This is a genomic window from Rothia sp. HMSC066G07 (assembly GCF_001814485.1).
GTDB lineage: Bacteria > Actinomycetota > Actinomycetes > Actinomycetales > Micrococcaceae > Rothia.
Genome location: NZ_KV816917.1, coordinates 42,341 through 62,168, shown reverse-complemented (window position 1 = coordinate 62,168; position 19,828 = coordinate 42,341). Strand labels below are relative to the sequence as shown.

General features: G+C 58.7%; 15 protein-coding genes and 1 pseudogene. 8 read left to right on the top strand and 8 right to left on the bottom strand.

Going from position 1 to position 19,828, the window contains the following annotated elements:
- Window positions 1-82: 82 nt before the first annotated feature.
- The 4 genes from HMPREF2971_RS00760 to HMPREF2971_RS00745 all read right to left on the bottom strand — a co-directional run bounded on the left by HMPREF2971_RS00760 (window position 83) and on the right by HMPREF2971_RS00745 (window position 6,554).
- A complete protein-coding gene (locus tag HMPREF2971_RS00760) occupies window positions 83-2,896 on the bottom strand; it encodes an MMPL family transporter (RefSeq protein ID WP_070690609.1) in 2,814 nt (937 codons plus the stop codon).
- A 197-nt stretch (window positions 2,897-3,093) separates the two neighbouring features.
- A complete protein-coding gene (locus HMPREF2971_RS00755) occupies window positions 3,094-3,795 on the bottom strand; it encodes a TetR/AcrR family transcriptional regulator (protein WP_070593524.1) in 702 nt (233 codons plus the stop codon).
- A 266-nt stretch (window positions 3,796-4,061) separates the two neighbouring features.
- Window positions 4,062-5,717, bottom strand: coding sequence for a sensor histidine kinase (locus HMPREF2971_RS00750; RefSeq protein WP_246825007.1), 1,656 nt, complete (start codon window positions 5,715-5,717; stop codon window positions 4,062-4,064).
- A 93-nt stretch (window positions 5,718-5,810) separates the two neighbouring features.
- Complete coding sequence (locus HMPREF2971_RS00745; protein ID WP_049345979.1) at window positions 5,811-6,554, bottom strand: response regulator transcription factor; 744 nt, start codon at window positions 6,552-6,554, stop codon at window positions 5,811-5,813.
- Window positions 6,555-6,806: 252 nt separating this feature from the next.
- Between HMPREF2971_RS00745 and HMPREF2971_RS00740 the strand changes: the two genes are divergently transcribed.
- From HMPREF2971_RS00740 to HMPREF2971_RS00715, 6 genes and pseudogenes are all read left to right on the top strand, one after another.
- Window positions 6,807-7,676: a PRD domain-containing protein gene (locus tag HMPREF2971_RS00740; protein ID WP_070690607.1), complete on the top strand. Its 870-nt coding sequence runs from the start codon at window positions 6,807-6,809 to the stop codon at window positions 7,674-7,676.
- Between the two features lie 776 nt (window positions 7,677-8,452).
- Window positions 8,453-9,433 (top strand): mannose/fructose/sorbose PTS transporter subunit IIA, encoded by a 981-nt coding sequence (locus HMPREF2971_RS00735; RefSeq protein ID WP_049326832.1) that lies wholly within the window; start codon window positions 8,453-8,455, stop codon window positions 9,431-9,433.
- Window positions 9,430-10,295: pseudogene (locus tag HMPREF2971_RS00730) on the top strand (PTS mannose/fructose/sorbose transporter subunit IIC). The gene HMPREF2971_RS00735 and the pseudogene HMPREF2971_RS00730 overlap by 4 nt, the downstream one beginning before the upstream one ends.
- 11 nt (window positions 10,296-10,306) lie before the next feature.
- Window positions 10,307-11,161, top strand: coding sequence for a PTS system mannose/fructose/sorbose family transporter subunit IID (locus HMPREF2971_RS00725; protein ID WP_012902656.1), 855 nt, complete (start codon window positions 10,307-10,309; stop codon window positions 11,159-11,161).
- Between the two features lie 172 nt (window positions 11,162-11,333).
- A complete protein-coding gene (locus HMPREF2971_RS00720; protein ID WP_049352261.1) occupies window positions 11,334-12,107 on the top strand; it encodes an HAD-IIB family hydrolase in 774 nt (257 codons plus the stop codon).
- Window positions 12,108-12,242: 135 nt separating this feature from the next.
- Window positions 12,243-12,767 (top strand): hypothetical protein, encoded by a 525-nt coding sequence (locus tag HMPREF2971_RS00715; RefSeq protein WP_172855766.1) that lies wholly within the window; start codon window positions 12,243-12,245, stop codon window positions 12,765-12,767.
- Window positions 12,768-12,941: 174 nt separating this feature from the next.
- On the opposite strand, the gene HMPREF2971_RS00710 is transcribed toward HMPREF2971_RS00715, so the two are convergent.
- From HMPREF2971_RS00710 to HMPREF2971_RS00695, 4 genes are all read right to left on the bottom strand, one after another.
- The gene (locus HMPREF2971_RS00710; RefSeq protein ID WP_049360190.1) at window positions 12,942-13,289 is read right to left on the bottom strand and encodes a hypothetical protein; all 348 of its coding nucleotides are present in this window, start codon (window positions 13,287-13,289) and stop codon (window positions 12,942-12,944) included.
- 11 nt (window positions 13,290-13,300) lie between these two features.
- Entirely contained in the window at window positions 13,301-13,828 is a 528-nt protein-coding gene (locus HMPREF2971_RS00705; protein WP_044149980.1) for a hypothetical protein, read from the bottom strand.
- 193 nt (window positions 13,829-14,021) lie between these two features.
- A complete protein-coding gene (locus tag HMPREF2971_RS00700) occupies window positions 14,022-15,764 on the bottom strand; it encodes a cation:proton antiporter (protein WP_070690604.1) in 1,743 nt (580 codons plus the stop codon).
- 248 nt (window positions 15,765-16,012) lie between these two features.
- Window positions 16,013-16,963, bottom strand: a complete 951-nt coding sequence (locus HMPREF2971_RS00695) for a biotin synthase (protein ID WP_070690601.1) — start codon at window positions 16,961-16,963, stop codon at window positions 16,013-16,015.
- Between the two features lie 292 nt (window positions 16,964-17,255).
- Here HMPREF2971_RS00695 and HMPREF2971_RS00690 point away from each other — a divergent pair, with 292 nt between their 5' ends.
- Together HMPREF2971_RS00690 and HMPREF2971_RS00685 are read left to right on the top strand one after the other, a co-directional pair.
- Entirely contained in the window at window positions 17,256-17,858 is a 603-nt protein-coding gene (locus tag HMPREF2971_RS00690; RefSeq protein ID WP_012902649.1) for a TetR/AcrR family transcriptional regulator, read from the top strand.
- 308 nt (window positions 17,859-18,166) lie between these two features.
- On the top strand, window positions 18,167-19,564 hold the full coding sequence (locus tag HMPREF2971_RS00685) for a galactokinase (protein WP_070690598.1): 1,398 nt from the start codon (window positions 18,167-18,169) through the stop codon (window positions 19,562-19,564).
- The last annotated feature ends 264 nt before the right edge of the window (window positions 19,565-19,828 follow it).

The following is a 19,828-nucleotide window of genomic DNA, read 5'->3' as shown; positions in this document are numbered from 1 at the left end:
GTTCCTCATCACCGTGCACCTGCCCTTTCGTCTCGTATTAGTCTTCAGAGTGCGCCGTAGCGCACAAACGCACACTAATACTTTACTCTGACCCGAGCTTGCTACCCGAGTCGGTAGCGGCAGACTCGCGCTCATGCTGAATCTTCTCGCTCATCTTCTCACTCAGCGCGGCGCCCTCAACATCCATATTCGGAGTGAGGCGATCCAGCCACTTCGGCATCCACCACGCCCTATCCCCCAGCAGAGCCATAATCGCCGGGGTCAGCGTCATGCGCACAATGAACGCATCCACGAGCACACCGAACGCCAAACCAAAGCCCATCGGGCGGATCATCGTCGAATCAGCAAAGATGAAGCCACCAAACACCGAAATCATGATGATCGCGGCAGCCACCACCACACGCACCGCATGGTTGTAACCGCTCACAATGGCGGTCGCTGCATCCTTGCCGTGCACGTACGCTTCACGCATGCCAGTCACCAGGAACATCTGGTAATCCATGGCAAGACCAAAAAGAATACCGATGAGCAGGGTCGGCAAGAACGACAACACCGGACCCGGGTGATCAACGCCAAAGAGGGAACTCATGAAGCCCAACTGGTAAATCGACACCACGGCACCGAAGCTCGCCAGCACCGAGAAGAGGAAGCCCACTGAGGCAACCAGCGGAACCATAATCGAACGGAACACCAGGATCAGCACCAGGAAGGACAGACCCATCACCACGCCCAGGTACAGGGGCAGCTTCTGCGCGAGCACCTCGGAGACGTCAATATTGCCGCTGGTCTGACCCGCAATACCGAGAGACACCTCAGAGCCCTGAACCGGAACGGTCACGGCTCGCAGCTCGTGGACAAGCTCTTCAGTCTCCACGGAGCTTGCACTGTGGGCAGGAATCACCTGGAAAATCATGAGGGTACGATCATCAGTCATACCGCCGGGAACCACAGCCTGCACGTTCGCGCCGCCGCGTTCCTTGACTGCAGAGGCGATATCAATCTGCGCCTGCTGAGCCTGCTCCTCACTCATGTTCGCGGGGGTGTGCGCGACCGCGACCAGCGGGGCGCTCATACCCTCACCGAACTTGTCCTTGACCAGCGCGTACGACTTGTACGCGGCGCTATCGGAGGGGTAGTTCGAGGCGTCCGGCAGGCCCAGGCGCATCTGAGACATGGGGGCGGCAACCGCCAGCAGCGCCAGCGTACCGGCCACCAGAGTCAGTAGCGGACGCGCCAACACGAGGCGCAACCAACCGTTCGGCTTCTCGGTGCGTTCGGCATCCTGCACGCGGCGTTCCGCAATCTTCTGCGGGGTATCGATGGAAGCCCACAGCTTCTTAGACATAATCTTGGTACCCGCCAGGGACAGCACCGCCGGGGTAAGAGTCACCGCGATCAGGGCGGCAACAACCACGCAGAACGCGGCGGCATTACCCATCACACCCAGGAAGGGAATACCGGTCACGTTCAGCGCCACAAGCGCAATAATCACGGTGCTCGCCGCAAAAATCACGGCGTTACCGCTCGTGCCATTCGCCAGAGCAATCGCCTGGACCTTCGGCATGCCGTCCAGCAGGTTCGTTCGGTAGCGGTTCAGAATGAACAGCGAATAGTCGATACCGACTGCCAGGCCGAGCATCAGGCCCAGGGTGTAGGCGGTGGAGCTCATCTCCACGACGGAGGACAGGGAGAGCGTACCGAGCACACCCACCACCACGCCCACCAGAGACATCAGAATCGGCAGGCCGGCAGCCACGAGGGTGCCGAGCATGACCATGAGCACGATGAAGGCGATGACCATACCCGCAACCTCACCGGTGTGCGAGCCACCACCAATCGCGGATTCACTCAGGTTCGCGTCGAACTGTACGGTCGCCCCGTGCAAGTTCGCCGACTCAATGTCGGACATGACCTTCTGCAATTCGGCGGACGGCACCTCGTAAATCTTCTTCTTAAACGAGACAGTCGCAATCGCCGTGGACTGATCCTCAGAGACCATACGGTAGCCGGAGGTGAAGTCGTAGAGCTTCTGCTGACGCTCCAGCTGCTCACGCTGTGCCGGCAGGTCACTCTCGGTCTTCTGCAGCTGGTTGCGCTGCTCGTCCAGCTTCTTCTTGCCCTCAGCGAGCTCGTCCTTCTTGGAGGCAATTTCTGCGCGACCCGCGTCAACCTGCTTCTGGCTCTCGGTCAGGGTATCGCGCTGCTGATTGAGCGCGTTCTGCTGTTCGGTCAGCTGCGTCTGCTGGGCGTTGAGCTGCTTCATCATGGCGGCGGGTGAGCCTGCCGCCTCCGCCTGGGCGTAGCCGTCCTTCAGCTGTGCCTGCGCGTCGTCCAGCTGCTTCTGCGCGTCGTCCAGCTGCTTTCGACCTGCGGTAATCTGTTCCTGCGAGTCGTCGAGCTTCTTCTCATTGTCGGCAATCTGCTTCATGCCGTCCTCAAGCTGCGAGGTGGCGGCATTCAGCTGCTTTTTGCCGCCCTCGATCTGGGAGGGGGCGGCGTCAATCTTGGCGTGCGCCTCGTCGAGCTGGGTTTTCGCTTCTGCAAGCTTGGAGGTGGTGGTGAACGGGTCGGTGACCGCATCCACGGAGGGCACCTCGCTGGGCAGTGCGCTCAGTGCGGCGGAGAATGCCTGCTTCTGCTCTTCGGTGAGGGCGGTGCCGTCACCGGTGGTGAGAATGATCTGGCCGGAGCCGCGGTTGGCGCTGGGGAAGCGCTGTGCGAGCTCGTCGGAGAGCTGCTGGGTCTGCGTTCCGGGCATGGTGAAGGTGTTACTGAGCTTGCCGTGGAACGCGGTGTAGGCACCCGCTACACCGGCGACGATGAGTACCCAGGTGAGGATGACAGCCCATGCGCGGCGGGCGGCGGCTTCACCGATGCGGTAGAGCCATGTAGCCATGATTCAGTCCTTTGAAGTTGAGTGAGTGAAGAGTTTGGGTGTTGGGTGCGCGTGGTGTTTGCCCTGCCGTTTTACCCAATAGTTTTGCCCTACACTACGAACGCTACTGCCTGTTTTTGGGCAAAAAACACCCCGCCCCGGGCACCTGCAGATGAGGTGCCCGAAGCGAGAGTGTTTGAGCGTTAACGCTATGGGGCTTAGCTTGCGAATTCGCCCTGGACCAGACGACCCAGGTAGTCGAGTGCTTCGAGTACGCACTGGCGCATTGCTTCAATGGCGAGTGCTTCGGGGTGGGTGCCTTCAGGGGCTTCCGCTGCGACCTTGGCGGTCATTTCTTCAGCGCGGGTGAGGTAGTAGTAGACGCCTTCACCGATGGTTTCGGAGAGGTTGGAGGCGAAGACTGCCACGCGCAGGTAGGGCAGGTCGGGGTACGCCTCGAGGTACTGCTCAAGGAAGATGTCGTAGGTGCGCTCGAGGATGACGTGCGAATATTCTTCGAACTTCGCGGGGCTGTCCATTTCGAGGGCGTAGAGCAGGTGTGCGAAGGGTGCGATGTACTCTTCGAGGGTGTTGCTCATGAAGACCTTGCGGGCGATGGAAAGCATTTCGGCTTCCATGCTTGCGTTTTCACCGGAGATGGTGAAGTCACATTCTTCGAAGATGCGGTTGAAGTACTGGTTCATGCGGGTGACCAGTACGTCGTCTACGGAGGCGAAGTGGTTGAAGATGGTGCGGCGGGAGACGCCTGCGCGTTCTGCGAGTGCTTCTGCGTTGAGGGCGCCGTAGCCGCCCTCGAGGATGAGGGATTCTGCTGCCTCAACGATTGCGATGCGGTTCTCTGCCTTGCGGGCGGAACGCTTGTCCGTGATGTTTGCGGGGGATTCAACAAGATTAGCCATGCTTTTTACAATACGCGCAATGTTTCACCGGGAGTAACTATTTGGGGGGTTAGATTCACCACATATTTGCACTCAGGGTAATAAACTTGAAGTGCAGATTTAATGTTTACTCAACAAGCAATTTAGCGTTTTAGCACGTCAGGGCGCTATAACACCCCCAAAACGCACACCAAAGGGACGGGGAGTGCACAACACACCCCACTCCCTCGAGCACTCACCCGACTACCCGCTCAGCGAGCCGCTCAGCAAGCCACCGAGCAGGCGCATTAGGCGCGCGCCGCCTCCAAAGGCAGACGCACCGTAAAGACCGTATGCCCCGGCTGGCTCTGCACCTGAATCGAACCTCCGTGCGCCTGCACAATCGCCTGCACAATCGCCAGACCCAGACCAGTGGTTCCATCCGAACCGGAACGTGCCTTATCCGCGCGGGTGAAGCGGTCAAAAATCTTCGGCAAGAACTCGGGTGCAATACCCGGACCGTTATCGGTCACGGTCACCACGGCTTCACGGCGTGCAGCATCCACGGCCAGACCCGCAGTCACGCGCGTACCTTCATCGGTGTGCTTGCGGGCATTCGAGAGCAGGTTCAAGATCACGCGCTGAATCTGGGAGCGGTCGGCAACAACCTCAACCGGCTCGTCGGGCAGGTTCAGGTGCCATTCGTGGGTGCGCGCGGCAGCCTGCATGTCGGAGGTACATTCAAGCACCAGTTCGGTCAGATCGACGAGCTCAAATTTGGGTTCACGGCCTTCATCCAGGCGAGCGAGGGTCAGCAGATCCTCCACGAGGCGGGACATACGTTCGGTCTGCGAATCGATACGCGCCAGGGAGGACTGGCCGGATTCACTGAGCGGCTCGGTCCAGCGGAGCATGTCGGAGTACCCCTTAATGGCGGCAAGGGGCGTGCGTAGCTCGTGGGAGGCGTCCGCAATAAAGGCGCGAATCTGATGTTCGGTGCGTTCGCGCACCTCGAGGGCTGAGTTCACGTTATCGAGCAGCTGATTGAGGGCGTAGCCTACGGCACCGACTTCAGTGCGCGGGTCGGAATCTTTCGGATCCACGCGCACCGCCGAGGAGATGGTGTGCTCTTCCAGGTCCAGGTGCGCCACATCGGTTGCCACCGCGGAGACTCGCTCCAGGGGCTTCATGGTGCCACGAATAATGTAGGAGCCCGCCACGCCGGCGCCGACCATCACGGCAATGGAACCGAGGGCTACCACAATCACGAAGATGGTGAGGGTCTGCTGTACATTGGCGAGCGGAATACCAACCACCTGGGCGTCAGCGCTGCTATTAGCCTTCGGGGTGATTTTGATGAGGTACAGGCCGGATTCCAGTTTGACCTCTCGGACTTCTTCTTTGGTGGCGTTCAGCGCCATGGTTCCGAGGGTTACCTGGTCGTTGGCGGAGAGGGTTTGTACGGTGCCGTCCTTACCGAGCTTGCTGGCGACTTCCACAGCACCTTCGGACTCGACACAGGTAATGATGGTTCCGGACGCCTGACCGGGTGCGAAAAGGGAGCTACTCTTCTGCAGGTCGCTGCAGTCCACTTCTTCTCGCTTGCCGTCTCGAGAAGTTGGCTGCACTACACGGTGGCTGGTTTCTTTGAGGTCGCTTTGTGCCTGCTGGTAGAGGGAGTTCTGCAGGGTCACGTAGGTGGACAGGCCAATAATGAGGCAGGCGATGCCGAGGGCTGCCACGAGGATTGCGATAAGACGTGAACGAAGGTGGGGTACGTACCCGAGTTCTTCCGGGGATGCTTCGGGATTCCTCATGCTCTTCCAGGCGGCGCGTAGGCGCACGAAGAAGTTCCCCGGCGAGCGCGTGGCGCCGTCTCGTGCGGGGGTACCTGCACGCAGGGGGCGGGTTGCTTCGTTATCCGGGGAGGCGGTTTCACCTGGTGAGTAGGAGCCCACGAGCATCCTTTCTTTCTATATTCGAAATACGGAATATAACTGATATGGCGCGGTATAACCGGGTGTTATACCGCGCCATATGAAGAGCAGAGAATAAAACTATACGGCGGGACGCAGCACGTAACCGGCACCGCGCACGGTGTGAATCATCGGTTCGCGACCCACGTCAATCTTCTTACGCAGATAGGAGATGTACAGCTCCACAATATTTGCCTGACCGCCAAAATCGTAGTTCCAGACGTTATCAAGAATCTGACTCTTGGAGACCACGCGCTTCGCGTTCTCCATGAGGTAGCGCAGCAGGTCGAACTGGGTTGCGGTGAGGTTGATCTGCTCGCCGCCGCGGGTCACCTCGCGGGTGTCCTGGTTCAGTACCAGGTCGCCAACGACCAACTCAGCATCGTCAATGGCGGCAACACCGGAGCGCTGCACCAGGCGGTGCAAACGAATCATGACCTCTTCCATAGAGAAGGGCTTAGTCACGTAGTCATCAGCGCCTGCGGCAAGGCCCTCGATACGGTTATCAACCGAATCCTTAGCGGTCAGAAAGAGGCAGGGAACCTCGGGGTAGAACTTACGGATACGGGAGAGCAGCTCCAGGCCGTCAAAGCCGGGCATCATAATATCCAGCACGAGCACGTCGGGGCGCCAATCGCGGGCAATCGCGAGTGCGGAGGGACCGTCACCTGCGGACTGCACATCCCAGCCGATCATTTTCAGACCCATGCTGACGAGTTCCTTGAGCATCTCCTCATCGTCAACGACGAGGGCGCGGATGGGGCTACCGTCCGGGTGTTCGAGGGCGGGAAGGTTCTTTGCGATTTCGGTTGCTTTGCTGCTCATGTGATTAAGAGTATCGCGATTTAGGGTTCACGGCGGGGCGGGGGCCGGGTTTCAGCCGCAAACTTATGGAATGCTTGCCCGCGTCACAGCTGGGGCACAGCTTTACCCCGCATTTGCGCGTCAACCCTTCATGACAGCTTCAAACTTTCGGTAGAATTTGTACTAGCTTAGGTAACGCTCAATCACCTTTGCGTATCTTTTGAATTTGCCGTTTCTGTTCCGGCGACCAACACCCGTGAAGGAGGAGGACACATGCGCATTAGCCGTATTTATAACAATAATGTTGTCCTCACGGTGGATCATTACGGCAAGGAGTCCGTGATGATTGGTCGCGGCATTGCTTTTGGTAAGCGTAAGGGTCAGCTGATTGACCCGTCTGCGGTGGAGCAGACGTTTGTGCCGGAGCAGGGCATGTCGGGTGAGCGTTTGAGTATGACTCTGTCTGAGATTCCGGCGGAGATTCTGTCGATTGCCACGCTTTTGGAGTCGAAGGTGCGCGCCGAGGGTGCGCTGGAGCTGTCGAACTCGTTTATTCTTCCGCTGGCTGATCACCTGCACTATGCGGTGGTTCGTGCGCGTGACGGGGTGCGGGTGCAGTATCCGCTCGCCCCGGAGGTGACTGTTCTCTACCCACGCGAGGTGGAGTACGGCCGCGCAGTGTTGGCGATGGTTCGCGAGCGCCTGCAGGTTGAGCTGGACCCAAACGAGGCTATCCCCCTCGCGTTGCACCTGGTCAATGCACAATTTGCGACGGCAGACATGTCTCAGGCATTCCGCATGACTGAGGTTTTCGCGCAGGTTTTTGAAATTATTGAGGCAAGCTACGAGCGCAAGCTCGACCCGGATTCCATGAGTGCGGCACGTTTTGTGACGCACCTGCGGTACCTGTTTGTGCGGGCGAGCCGCGCCTCCGCAAATCGTGCGGAGGATGTTGATGAGGTGTCGCAGCCGAGTTTGTTGGCTGCTCTTCGTGCGGATGCACCGCGCGCCTACGCGTGTGCACAGAAGGTTTTGTTGGTGCTGCAGATGCAGTTGAAGCAGACCCTGACTCGTGATGAGTTGACGTATTTGACGATTCATATTGCGCGCCTGGCGCGGGATATGTGGGGCATTAACGCGTAGCGCATGTTCGATAGAAAGCGACCGGGAGGGTTCTCGGTCGCTTTTTCTATGCCCCCGGATTTTCTATGCCCTGAAATATATACCCCGGAATCTATGCCCTGGAACCTATATCTCGAATTCTATACTTCGGAATCCCGGCGAGGGGTTCGGGTGGGGAATCTGGGACTGAGGGTTTTAGAGAGGTGCTACCGGGCGGAACGTGGCCGTTAAAGGTGGGTTGCTATTTATATATACAACCTGTCACTAAAATGTCGTTTTCCCGGGTGTTCTTTCGCGCGTTAGCGCGTCGATTTAAATTTTGAAATGACGGTTTATAGCGGCGTATTCCAGAAATACCATTCTGTGGACAAACCTCAGACAAATGTGGGTTTTTCATAAATCCCACATCTTTTGATCAATGCATTCATTTTTTGCTCGGTATTTTCTTTGTAAATCATTTTCTCGCACTCGTGCGCTCCACATATTCCACGTCAAACACCTCGCCAGTCCATCAGCAAGACGCCAATACTCCCGAATTTTCGCGAGAGTAACGCTAACCCCTTCGCGCAGACAAGCATTTTTCGGTGTTCTGTTTAAATTTTTTACACCCTGGCAATAAATACGTGTTTTGACATCAAAAACCCATATTCCAACACTTGAAAAAATGTCACAAGAACCTAAAGTGTGCATGCTCAGAAAAAACCCACAAAACACAAAAACAACGTGTTACTATCTGAGAATTATGAGGCTCCTCACGGGGCCACTACACACCATGTCACGAACACGAGAGGACCACTATGGTCACTATCATTGTGGCGGCACACGGCGAGTCGGCTCCGGCTCTGCTGAAGACCGCCGGCATGATCCTCGGTAACTTCGAAAACGTCCACCCGGTCACGTTCCTGCCGGGTCAGGGCCCCGAAGATCTCGTCGAAGAGTACACCCGCATCGTTGAGGCGTCTGAAGCAGAAGAAACCCTGCTGCTGGTCGATCTCTTCGGCGGTAGCCCCTACAACGCCGGTGCGCAGTTCGCAGCCACCCGCGAGGGCGTCGACGTCGTCTCCGGTGTCAACGTACCGATGCTTATTGAGGTCATCTCCGGCGCAGGCCGTAAGAACGCAACCCTCAAGTCCCTGGTCGCTAAGGCGCACAAGGCTGGCACTAAGGGTATTCGCTCCTTCCAGGAGGCGAACCAGCCCGCGGCCGCCAAGCCCGCCGAGGCGAAGCCCGCAGAGACCAAGGCGGTCGAGGTTCCGGCTGCTCAGCAGGTTCCCGGCGGCACCATGGACGCTATCTTCACCCGCATCGACTCCCGTCTGATTCACGGTCAGGTGGCAGGCACCTGGGTTCCGCACATCGCACCGCAGACCTTCATCGCGGCATCCGATAATGCGGCACACGATCAGCTGCGCAAGTCCCTGCTGCTGCAGGTCGCGCCGACCAGCGTGAAGACCAACGTCCTGGACATCGCTAAGGCTGGCCGCGTGTACAACAACCCCAAGTACACCGGCATGAAGACCATGTTCGTCGTGGAATCCCCCGTTGACGTGGTGCGACTGCTCGACGAAGGCGTCAAGATCAACGAAGTGAACGTTGGTGGCGTCACCTTCAAGACCGGCATGGTTCAGCTTTCGGACGCAGTGTACGCCTCCGAGGAACACCTGGAAGCCTACCGCGAACTCATTAAGCGCGGTGTGAAGCTGACGGTGCAGCAGCTGCCCAACCACTCCCCGGTTGATTTGGAAAAGATCCTCAAGCAGAAAGGCCTGGACGCATGAGCGCCCTGACGTTTATTCTCGTTGTTCTCGTGGCGTTCATTGCGGGCGTCGCATCCGTGGTGGACGAGCGTCAGTTCCACCGCCCCTGGTCGCTTGCACCCTGATGGGTTTTGCGCTGGGTGACCCGACTACCGGCATTATGCTCGGTGGCGCACTGGAGCTCATCGCCCTGGGCTGGATGAACGTCGGTGCGGCGATGGCTCCCGACTCAGCTCTGGCGTCCACCATCTCCGCTGTTGTTGTGATTCAGGGTCACCAGGACATCACCACCGGTATTGCTATTGCTGTGCCGCTGGCGGCAGCAGGTCAGGTTCTGACCATTTTCGTTCGTACCATTACGGTGTTCTTCCAGCATCAGGCGGATAATTTCGCAAAGACGGCTAACTTCCGCGGTATTGAGTTGATGCACATTAGCGGTATGGCTCTGCAGGGTCTGCGCGTGGCTATCCCGACCGCTATTGTGGCGCTGATTAGCTCCGACGAGCTGACCCGCCTGCTGGGCATGATTCCGGAACAGGTGACCATCGGTCTGCGTATTGCCGGTGGCATGATTACCGTGGTCGGTTTCGCAATGGTCATCAACATGATGCGTTCGAAGGCCCTCATGCCCTTCTTCTTCCTCGGCTTCATCGCCGCCGCCGCTATCCCGGCAACCCAGTCGATTGTGCCGCTACCCGGCGGAAGCTCAAAGGACGTCCTCGTGGCACTGTCCACCCCGGCACAGTTCAACCTGGTTGCTATCGGCCTGGTCGGCGCCTGCCTGGGCCTGCTGTACACGCAGCTGAACCCGCTCTTCCATAAGAGTGAGGCACCCGCCGTAGCACCGGCCGCCGCCAATGACCTCGACAACGAGCTCGAATAAGGAGCATCACCATGACTGAAAACAAGAACGTCGAGCTCGTTGAAGTTCCCGAGCTCACCCAGCGCGATAAGGTCGACACCTACATCCGCTCCACCTTCCTGCTCGGTTCGTTCAACTTCGAACGCATGCAGTCCATCGGTTTCGCGGTTTCCATGATTCCGGCCATTAAGCGCTTCTACACCAAGAAAGAAGACCAGGCGGAGGCGCTGACCCGCCACCTGGAGTTCTTCAACACCCAGCCGTGGGTTGCATCCTCGATTATGGGCGTGACCGCTGCGATGGAGCGTGAGAAGGCAGCCGGTAAGGACATTGACGAAGCCGCCATCACCAACGTTAAGGTGGGCCTGATGGGCCCACTGGCCGGCGTGGGCGACCCGATTTTCTGGGGTACCGCACGTATCGTGCTGGCGGCTCTGGGCGCATCCCTGGCGGTGACCGGCAATATTCTGGGCCCGCTGCTGTTCTTCTTCGGCATGACCGCAATTCGTTGGGCAACCCGCTGGTACGGCTTCAAGTACGGCTACGAGAAGGGCACCCAGATTGTGACCGAGGCGGGCGGCAACACCCTGCAGAAGATTACTCAGGGCGCCTCCGTGATGGGCCTGTTCGTGATGGGTGCTCTGGTGTACCGCTGGACGAGCGTGAACATTCCGTTGCCACTGACTAGCTACACAAACCAGGCGGGCGAGACGGTAAATGTGACCGTCCAGTCCGTGCTGAACGATCTGCTGCCGGGCCTGGCCTCGCTGGGTCTGTGCTTCCTGTGCATGTGGCTTCTGAAGAAGAAGATTAACGCCATCTGGTTGATTTTCGCCCTCTTTGGCGTGGGCATCCTCGGTTCCTACCTGGGATTCCTGGCTCTCTAAAAATATGAGGAATGAGCCCTTTCACCCTTCAGTGAAGGCGTGAGATTCAGGGGCTATATCTCAAGTGATGGGGGTGCGGTCGGTACACTTAAAAGTACCGGCGGCACCCCCGTTTTTTATGGGTTGCGGCGCACAATTCGCGGCAATGCAGCCCTCCCGCGAAGGAGTTTCTATGACCAAATTGATGGCTTTCGATCTTGACGGCACGATCCTGTTTAACCGTGCCGTGGAGCCTGCCACTGAGCAGGCGATTGCCCGCTGGCAGGCGGAGGGTAACCTGGCGGTCTCGTGCACGGGCAAGAGCATTTTTGCCACGCAACTGGCGTTGAACCCGACCGCCATCCGTTTTGATTACCACGTGCTGTACACGGGTGCGGTGATTACTGACCGGCAGTACCGGGTGATTTACCATCAGCCTCTTCCGGTGAGTGTTGTGCAAGCGTGCTACGAGCATTTCAGCACCGTGGACGGCGTGGCTCTGTTCGCGACGACTCTGGATAACGATTACAGCCTCTGCGACCGGGTGGGCTCCTCGACGAATATCCTGCCGGAGTTCACTCCCCTGCCGGCTGACGACCTGCAGAACCACGAGTACGTGGGTGTGCCCCTGTGGATTCCGGATGCTCAGGTTCGCGAGGCGGCGTACACCTGGATTCTGGAGCGTTTTGGTGATTCGGTGGACTGCCACAAGAACCAGGATTTCCTGGATATTGTGCCGCCCGCCTGCACAAAGGGCACCGGTCTGCAGCATCTGGTGGAGTACCTGCAGTCGGAGCATCCGGGTAGCTCCTATGAGGTGCACACGATTGGAGATTCGTGGAACGATATCGACATGCACCGCTACGCTGACCGTTCGGCGTCGTTCTGCTACTCCCCCGATGAGGTTAAGGCTGTCACCACCGATTGTGTGGATAAGGCGTACGAGTTTATTGAGGCTTCCCTGTAGAAGCTGCCGAGGTGGCGTTTAGGTGCGGCGAGCGCTAATCCTGCCACCCGCTTCCGCGTACTCGCCGTCTACTCCCCCGTTTCACGTGAAACACCCGCTTTCCCGTTACTCCCCGTGTACCCCCGTGAGGTTTCTATGTGCCCTTCCGCTTCTCAGCCCCGTAAGAACCAGCCCGGCAAGGATCAGTTTCCCAAGAGCCAGTCCCAGAAGAGCCAGCAACCGGAGCCTGCCCAGTCTTACGACCCGTCCAGCTTCTCTGACACCTTCCGCGCTATGGCGCGTGAATCACTCGTGAAGAACCAGAAGAACCGCCCGGACTCCCCCATCGTCTCGATTTCCCCGGTGCTGATTGTTTTGGGCGCCATTGCGGCGGCACTGTACGGGCTGTGGCAGAGCTGGGCGTGCCTCATTCCGCTGGTGCTGATTCTGGTGCTCATGTGGGTGCGGTACACGATGCAGCGTCAGGCTCTCAACGATTTCGCCGAGCTGGAGGCGGCACGCACCGCATGGAAAAAGACCCGCAACCGCCAGTACCTGGAGCTGATGGCGGCGCAGTCGACGCGCATCCTGGATGAGAATAAGGCGCTGACCAAGCAGGCTCGCGCGCACGTGCAAGAGTACGCGGATTTCGCGGCACAGAAGCTGGGCACTCAGCGCTAAAGACCCCGCTGCGCTCGCTCGCCCCTCCCAAAAAGTATTCGACGAGCGTTAGTCGAGGTGAGTGTTCAGGCACCCAAAAGACCGTAACCACTCCCCTGTACGGGGGGCGGTTACGGTCTTTTATTTACGTCAGATACCCTCTGCGGGGGTCTTTTACGTCTTAGGGGTTACACCCTAGTTGGTCTTCTGTGCGGGTGCTTCAGCAGGCTCTTCTGCGGCTTCCTCGACGGACTCCGCAGATCCTTCGTCTGCGCTGTCAGTAGCCGGAGCCTCGTCCAATCGCTGCACCACAGCGGGGCGGTCATCAAAGCCGCGGCGGGTGCCTCGGGCAGCCTTCGCCTCCATGGTGTACAGCTGCTCGCGGTTCGTCAGCACCACCAGGGTCATGGCATTCAGGCAGACACCCACAATGCACAGAATCCAGCCGATCAGCATGAACCGACCACCGGAAAGCACCGCACCGGAAAGCATCAGGGCGATAGAGGCGAGGTACGCCGGGGAGAGCAAAAACTTCGTATTCACTACCGACCTACCTAGCGCGCATTGGAGCGGGGCTTGGTGGCGCGACCCGAACGGGGGCGCGAGGGCAGAACGCTCATGCGGCCGGATGCACGCTCAACAATCGGCTGGGATTCGGTGGGCTCTTCCTCACGAACCTCGGTAGCCTCTGCAGTTTCAGCGTGCTCGGTCGCCTCAACAGCCTCAGCGGCTTCAACGGGAGCCACTTCATGCTCAGCCTCTGCGGTTGCTTCCGCTGACTGCTCAGCAGCTTCGTGCTCAGCAGCTTCACGCTCTTCACGGCGGTGCTCTGCGCGCTCGCGGATACGGTTCTCCACGGAGGATTCGAAACCGTCCAGGTTGGTCACCAGTGCGGGGGTCGGGTCACCCTTCGCCTTACCCACGGACAGCACAAAGGCGAGGACATTCAGACCCAGCGCGAGGATGAGAAGGATCCAGCCCAGCCAGATGAGCCAGGGACTAGAGGATCCGACCATGAGCGCGCCGCAAAAAATTACGCCGAGGGAGGTCAGGTACGCAGGCGAGAGAGTCTTGAAATCCATGTCTACTTTCAATGTGTTCGTGAGTTTGAGAGAGCTAACGTACGTTCACTACGTTTCCTGTCTCATTTTAGGTGATACTTGAGGCTTAATCTGCTTCTGCCCCTGTCTATCGCCTGTGAGCTAAAGACCAGATGGCTTATCTCGGTGGCGTAGGCAGGGGCAGAAACGTAGTGTTCGCGCACGGGCGTACCGGCTAGGACTTGGGGGTTACCTCGTTGGTGACCAGGGGCGAGGCGGGCGCGTTTTCCACCACGGGGATTGCGCGGGTGCTCAGGGTGCCCTGGTGCTTCTTCCAGAGGTTGTAGCGTTCCATGGCGACCGCGCCGGCGGTCATGGCGGGCAGAATGAACATGCCGGAGGAGCGGATGCTTTCAGCCTGCGCCAGGATGTCCAGCTTACGCACCACGCGGGTCACGTCGTGGGAGTCGTAGCGGTCCTGCGCCGCAATGACCTCATTCTGCGCGGCGACGAGGGCGGCGTCGCGCAGGCGCACGAAGTCGTTCCTCTTGTCCTTAAGTTTCTCCATGTACTGCTTGTATTCTTCGGGCAGTGCCTCACTAATTTCGTCTCGGCGGGTAATGGCGGAGCACATTTCCTTCACGCGAGCGTAGGTTTCCGGGTCGGTGGTTGCCTTCGCTTCAGCCTGTAGCGCTTCAAGGGCGGCGTCCTGCGCAATTTGGAGCAGCTCGGGTACGGCGGTTTCTTCTTCATGGTTAGCCCGCACGCCAAGGACCTTCACGAGCATGGGCAGGGTCAGGCCAGGCAGCACGAGGGTGAAGAAGAGCACGGAGAGCATCATGACGATGGCGTCCTGGCGGACCTGTTCGGTGCCGTTGACCACGGGGATGGACAGGGCAAGAATCAGGGTCACGAGGCCTCGCATGCCGGACCAGGTCATGACGATAACTTCGGCGAAGCTTTCGGGGGCACCCTCGTGGATGGGGTTCTTGCGCCCTGCGAGCCAGACGATGGTGAACCAAATGAGGCGCACCAGGATGGCAACCAGTGCGACCATGGCGCCGTTGCCGAAGAGACCGGCGATACGAGAGGGATCGGCGGTGGCGATGATGCTACTTGCCTGCAGGCCGATGAGGCCGAAGGCGACACCGGTCATGAGCAGCTCAATGATCTGCCAGAAGGAGGTGGAGGAGAGGCGTTCTTCCGCTTCGAGCGCCGCCATGTACTTGGTGCTGGTGAACTGGATAGCGCCGATGACCACGGCAATAACGCCGGAGGCGTGCACGCTTTCAGCAGCTAGGTAGGCACCGAAGGGAATCACGAGGGTCACGGCGTTGCTGGTGACCACGTCGTGGGCGCGCTGGCGCACGTAGCCGCCGAGCCAGCCGAAGATGTAACCAATAATGACCGCGAGAATCGAGCCGAGCACGAAGTCCTTGGCAACGGAGAGCGGGTCAATATGGTGGCCGCTAGTCATGGAGTGGATTGCGGCGTGGAAGAGCACGATTGCGATAGCGTCGTTGAAGCTACCTTCGGTCTGCAGGGTGCCGATGAGTCGACGGGGGATGCCGACGGGCTCGGCGACCGCCTCCACGGCAACGGGGTCGGGCGGGGACACAGCTGCACCCACAGCGAGGGCGACGGCGATGGTCATGCCGGGGACCCACCATATGGTTGCGCCGGCAATCGCCAGGGCAGAGACGGTGGTGAGTAGGACCGAGTAGAGGAGTACGGATTTCCAGCGGCGACGCAGAGTACCCCAGGAGAATTTAACGCCGATGGCCCACAGTAGCGGCGGAAGGAAGATCGGCAGGATGATGTCGCTGTCGATGGTGAGGTCCGGTCGGTTGGGAATGAAGAGCGCGGCGGCACCGAGCAGGGTCATCATGACCGGCCAGGGCAGGTTGAGTCGGTCACCGACGCTGACCATGAATACGGTCGCAAGCAGGATGATGACAATAACGGAGAGGTAAAGCATTGGTCCGGTGTTGTTCCTTTCGCGCGGCTAGGATTAGTCGGCTACGTCTTTCTACTCTACCGGAGGGGTTCATTCCGTTTTTCGGATATGGGGGTTCTGTAGCGTTTATTCTGGAATTGTTTACCTCTGAGCCTAATACCCTTTACGGAATATAGAGTTTCCCCTGAATATCCTTACTTTTCAGCAGGTTATTCAGGGGAAAATTCTATATTTGGAATATAAAGCTTGGGGCAAGAACCCCTAGCAGGTTACTTGGATCCGCAACCGCCAGCACCGCAGCCACAGCCACCAGCGGGGGCTTCTTCGACGACCGGCTCGGGCTCGTCGTGGCCGCCGCAGCATCCACCCTTTTCTTCCTTCGGCTCATCGTGGCCACCGCAGCAGCCACCGCCGCCGTGAGAGTGACCGTGAGGCTCAGCGGGAGCTTCAGCGGAGGAACCGCATCCGCCCGAGCCGCAGCCACAACCACCAGCGGAAGGTGCCGGCTCCTCGTGGCTACCGCAGCCACCCGAACCGCAACCGCATCCGCCGCCGTCAACCGAGCCACAGGCGGAGCCGCGTGCGTCGCGGTGACCCATGAGGTCCACGCCGAGGTCGGAGAGGTAGCGCAGGTAGCCTGCGAGGGCGTCACGTCCAGCGGTACCGGAAATGACGATGCCGCCGTGGCGCAGAGCCTTGAGCACCTCGTTGACCATGGGCCACTGCTCAATGTCGTCGGTAATGGTGATGGCGCTGACCACGTGCATTGCGAGGGAGGTCAGCGAGCGCAGGGACTGCTCGTAGCCTTCGGGCAGGTGAATGACCTTGGCAGGTGCCGCCAGGCGCAGGATGGACAGCACGCGCATCAGCATCATGGGTACTGCATTTTCGGGCAGCAGTACGGTCACGCCGATGGCGGAGGATTCAGCAATACGTTCGATGGTTGCCGCGAGCTCTTCGGAGTCGATGTCGCGGGAGATGTCCAGCACGTCGTAGGAATCTACGGCGATGGAGCGGGTGCCGAGTGCATCGGCGAGTGCTTCATCTTCGGTGTGGATTGCAATCATGTTGCGGAATTCGTTGCGGCGCACGACGGAGGCTGCCTCAATGAGAGCGAAGTCCTGGCCTTCACCGTCCACGAGGAGGGTGTGGATTTCTTCGCGGTTGAGGCCTTCGCCTGCGGTGGCGCGCTCGATTAGTTCAGAAAATGCATTGCTCATACCGAATATTAAACACCTGATTTTGGGGTGGGCGCCCGCGAGGTTTGCCTGTCTTGGCGGTTTTGGGCGGTTTAAGACATGAATTTATGCCGAGAGCGTGGGCGGCAGCTCAGTTCTGCGTGTTTTGGGGTGTTTTTGGTGTTAAAACTGCTCGTGAAACGCGAAACGTTCGCTCCGGGTGAGTGAGAATCAACATTGCTTTTTGGGTTTGTGCCGCGTATTTGTGGGGTTTTTGTTTGCCGCGGGGTGCATCTTGCTCACGTTACAGATTTGAACACCCTAAAATGAAAGGGTGGTACTTTCCCGTGAAAAGATTCTAGATACCGCCTACGAGGTCTTGGCGACCTACGGTTTGGCGGACCTTTCCATGCGCCGACTCGCTCAGGAGCTTCACGTGGCTCCCGGCGCCCTGTACTACCACGTGAAGAATAAGCAGCAGCTTCTGATTCTGTTGGCGGATTACATTCTGGCTCGTGCCCCGAAGTCGATGTCTGAGGAGGCTGAGCCGAATCCGGAGGCTATTCGCGCTTCGATGATTCGCCGCGGCGATACGCTGTTTTCCTTGCTCTACCCGATTCGTGAGTGCCCTGAGGTGGTGCGTTTGAGCTTGACGCTGCACCCGCGTGAGTTGAAGCCGGTGGTGGCGATGGCTCATGAGTTCCAGGCTCTTGGTTTGGGTCATGCGGAGGCTCTTCGTCGTGCTCGTTTGTTGACTCATATTGCGTTGAGCCTGGTGGAGGAGTATCAGACTCTGCCGCTGATTTCTCCGCAGGAGGCTGTGGCGAGTGGCGATGTTCCTCTGATTGAGAATGCGTTTAACCGTTACCGTCAGGATCTGCTCTCTGCGATTGATTCGATGATGGTGGTGCAGGAGCCCTATACGCAGGATGCGTAATCACCTTCTTTTGGTTTATTAGTTATGTATGGTGCCCCGTGCCCCCTTTGTGGGGTGCGGGGCTTTTGCGTATCGGGAGTTTGCGTATTCGTAGGCTACGCGCCTTCTTGTGTGCCTCTCCCCTGCCGTGCACTGAAATTTGTGCGGATTGAAACTGGTGCGGTTTGGCGGCTGAGTCGATGTTCGTTGGTGCTCTGCTTTAGTCTAGAGGTGACACGTGCTTGCGCTGATGCCCGTTGGGTGTCGGGTACAGGTGGGGTGTCGTTTACGTCCTAGCGCCCCTTTCGGGGCTTGATCAGAGGTGTTCCATGTCGATGACCGCTACCGCCCAGTGGGCGGCTCTTCCGGACCATAGCGCGGAGATTGCGCGTGTGCGTGAGGAGTTTATTACCGCATACGGTTATGAGCCTGATGGTGTGTGGTCGGCGCCTGGGCGCCTAAATCTTTTGGGCGAGTACATTGATTTTTTGGGCGGCTCGTGTCTGCCGATGCCGCTTCCGTACCGCACCTATGTGGCGGGTGCGTTGCGTCGCGATGGCGTGCTGCGTGCTTCGTCGTTGCAGATGCCCGGCGATGAACGCACGGTTGTGATTCGCGATATTCAGCCGGGGCATTTGAAGGGCTGGTTCACCTATGTGGCGGGTGTTGCGTGGGCGATGAACCAGGAGGGTGGCAGGGATATTATGCTGCCCGATGAGTTTGGTGCTGACCTGCTGATTAATTCTCGTGTTCCGGTGGGTGGCGGTTTGTCGTCTTCGGCGGCTTTGGAGTGTTCGACGGCGTTGGCGTTGTTGGAGCTCTCGTGTCCGGTGCGTGAGGAGTGCCCGCAGGCGGATGCTACCCCGGCTGATAGTGATGCTTTGCGTGCGCGTCTGGCTCAGGTGTGTATTACGGCTGAGAATAAGGTGGCTGGCGCGCATACGGGTGGCCTGGATCAGACGGCGTCGTTGCGTTCGTATCCGGAGCAGGCTCTGGTGATTGATTTCCGTGATTTTTCGATTGAGCCGGTTGCGGTGGATATTGCCCAGCATGGCCTGAGTTTTTTGGTGATCGATACGAACACTCCGCATGAGCTGACGGATGGCGGTTTTGCGGCTCGTCGTGCGGCGTCTGAGACGTGCGCTGACGCTTTGGGTCTGCGTTTTTTGCGTGATGCCCTACCGGAGGATTTGTCGTGTGCGGGTATGGATGCGCGTGCGGCAAAGGCGTGGCGTGCTGACTTGGTGGATTCTTCGGTGAATCGTGCCTTGGATGCTCTGGAGGATGCGGGTCGTCCGTGTTCGTTCCCGCGTGGTTGGGTGCGTCATGCGTTCCACGATATGACTCTGGTGGGTCGTGCGAGCTATTTGCTGCAACATGCTGATGAGCTGGGCTTTGCGGCGTTTGAGGAGGCGGGCCGCATTTTCACGGAGTCGTTTGTATCGATGCGTGATGAGTTGCGTGTTTCTCGCCCTGAGATTGATGATGCGGTGCAGGTGTGCCTGGATCGGGGCGCGTTGGGTGCCCGTATTGTGGGTGGTGGTTTTGGTGGCGCGGTGATGGCGCTGATTCCGACCTCTCAGCTGGAGGCTGCCGCGGATGCGGTGGCGACTGCGTATGCTGTGCGCGGCTATGCGGCGCCTCGTTTTTTGCCGATGGTTGCTGGTTTTGCGGCGTCTCATGATTGGGCTGCGGGCGCTGCTCCTACGGATATTCCGGTGTTGTAGGGTTGGGCGCTGAGGTCTGTCATAAATCGGCGGGGTGTCATAGGGGTGTTTTTTCAGGGGTTTGAACAATATTCTTAGCTGGAAGTTTCCTGCGAGTTTCTGCAATTTTCCTCCGGTTATCCCCCGTAATAACGCGCTGATAAGCCATAATTTTTTGGTCGTTGGTCAAAAGTGGCGCCACGTTTTCTGAGGGTGGTTTTTCTTGCCCTCGCGGGTATGTACACTTATCGACGGACGCAATCCGTGAGCTGTAAAGTTTTGATG

What these genes read in the sequence shown, in the direction of transcription:
- HMPREF2971_RS00685 (WP_070690598.1), top strand. Translation starts at nt 18,167, where the DNA reads ATGTCGATGACCGCTACCGCCCAGTGGGCGGCTCTTCCGGACCATAGC.
- HMPREF2971_RS00695 (WP_070690601.1), bottom strand. Translation starts at nt 16,963, where the DNA reads ATGAGCAATGCATTTTCTGAACTAATCGAGCGCGCCACCGCAGGCGAA.
- HMPREF2971_RS00725 (WP_012902656.1), top strand. Translation starts at nt 10,307, where the DNA reads ATGACTGAAAACAAGAACGTCGAGCTCGTTGAAGTTCCCGAGCTCACC.
- HMPREF2971_RS00750 (WP_246825007.1), bottom strand. Translation starts at nt 5,717, where the DNA reads ATGCTCGTGGGCTCCTACTCACCAGGTGAAACCGCCTCCCCGGATAAC.
- HMPREF2971_RS00720 (WP_049352261.1), top strand. Translation starts at nt 11,334, where the DNA reads ATGACCAAATTGATGGCTTTCGATCTTGACGGCACGATCCTGTTTAAC.
- HMPREF2971_RS00705 (WP_044149980.1), bottom strand. Translation starts at nt 13,828, where the DNA reads ATGGATTTCAAGACTCTCTCGCCTGCGTACCTGACCTCCCTCGGCGTA.
- HMPREF2971_RS00700 (WP_070690604.1), bottom strand. Translation starts at nt 15,764, where the DNA reads ATGCTTTACCTCTCCGTTATTGTCATCATCCTGCTTGCGACCGTATTC.
- HMPREF2971_RS00760 (WP_070690609.1), bottom strand. Translation starts at nt 2,896, where the DNA reads ATGGCTACATGGCTCTACCGCATCGGTGAAGCCGCCGCCCGCCGCGCA.
- HMPREF2971_RS00745 (WP_049345979.1), bottom strand. Translation starts at nt 6,554, where the DNA reads ATGAGCAGCAAAGCAACCGAAATCGCAAAGAACCTTCCCGCCCTCGAA.
- HMPREF2971_RS00715 (WP_172855766.1), top strand. Translation starts at nt 12,243, where the DNA reads ATGTGCCCTTCCGCTTCTCAGCCCCGTAAGAACCAGCCCGGCAAGGAT.
- HMPREF2971_RS00755 (WP_070593524.1), bottom strand. Translation starts at nt 3,795, where the DNA reads ATGGCTAATCTTGTTGAATCCCCCGCAAACATCACGGACAAGCGTTCC.
- HMPREF2971_RS00740 (WP_070690607.1), top strand. Translation starts at nt 6,807, where the DNA reads ATGCGCATTAGCCGTATTTATAACAATAATGTTGTCCTCACGGTGGAT.
- HMPREF2971_RS00735 (WP_049326832.1), top strand. Translation starts at nt 8,453, where the DNA reads ATGGTCACTATCATTGTGGCGGCACACGGCGAGTCGGCTCCGGCTCTG.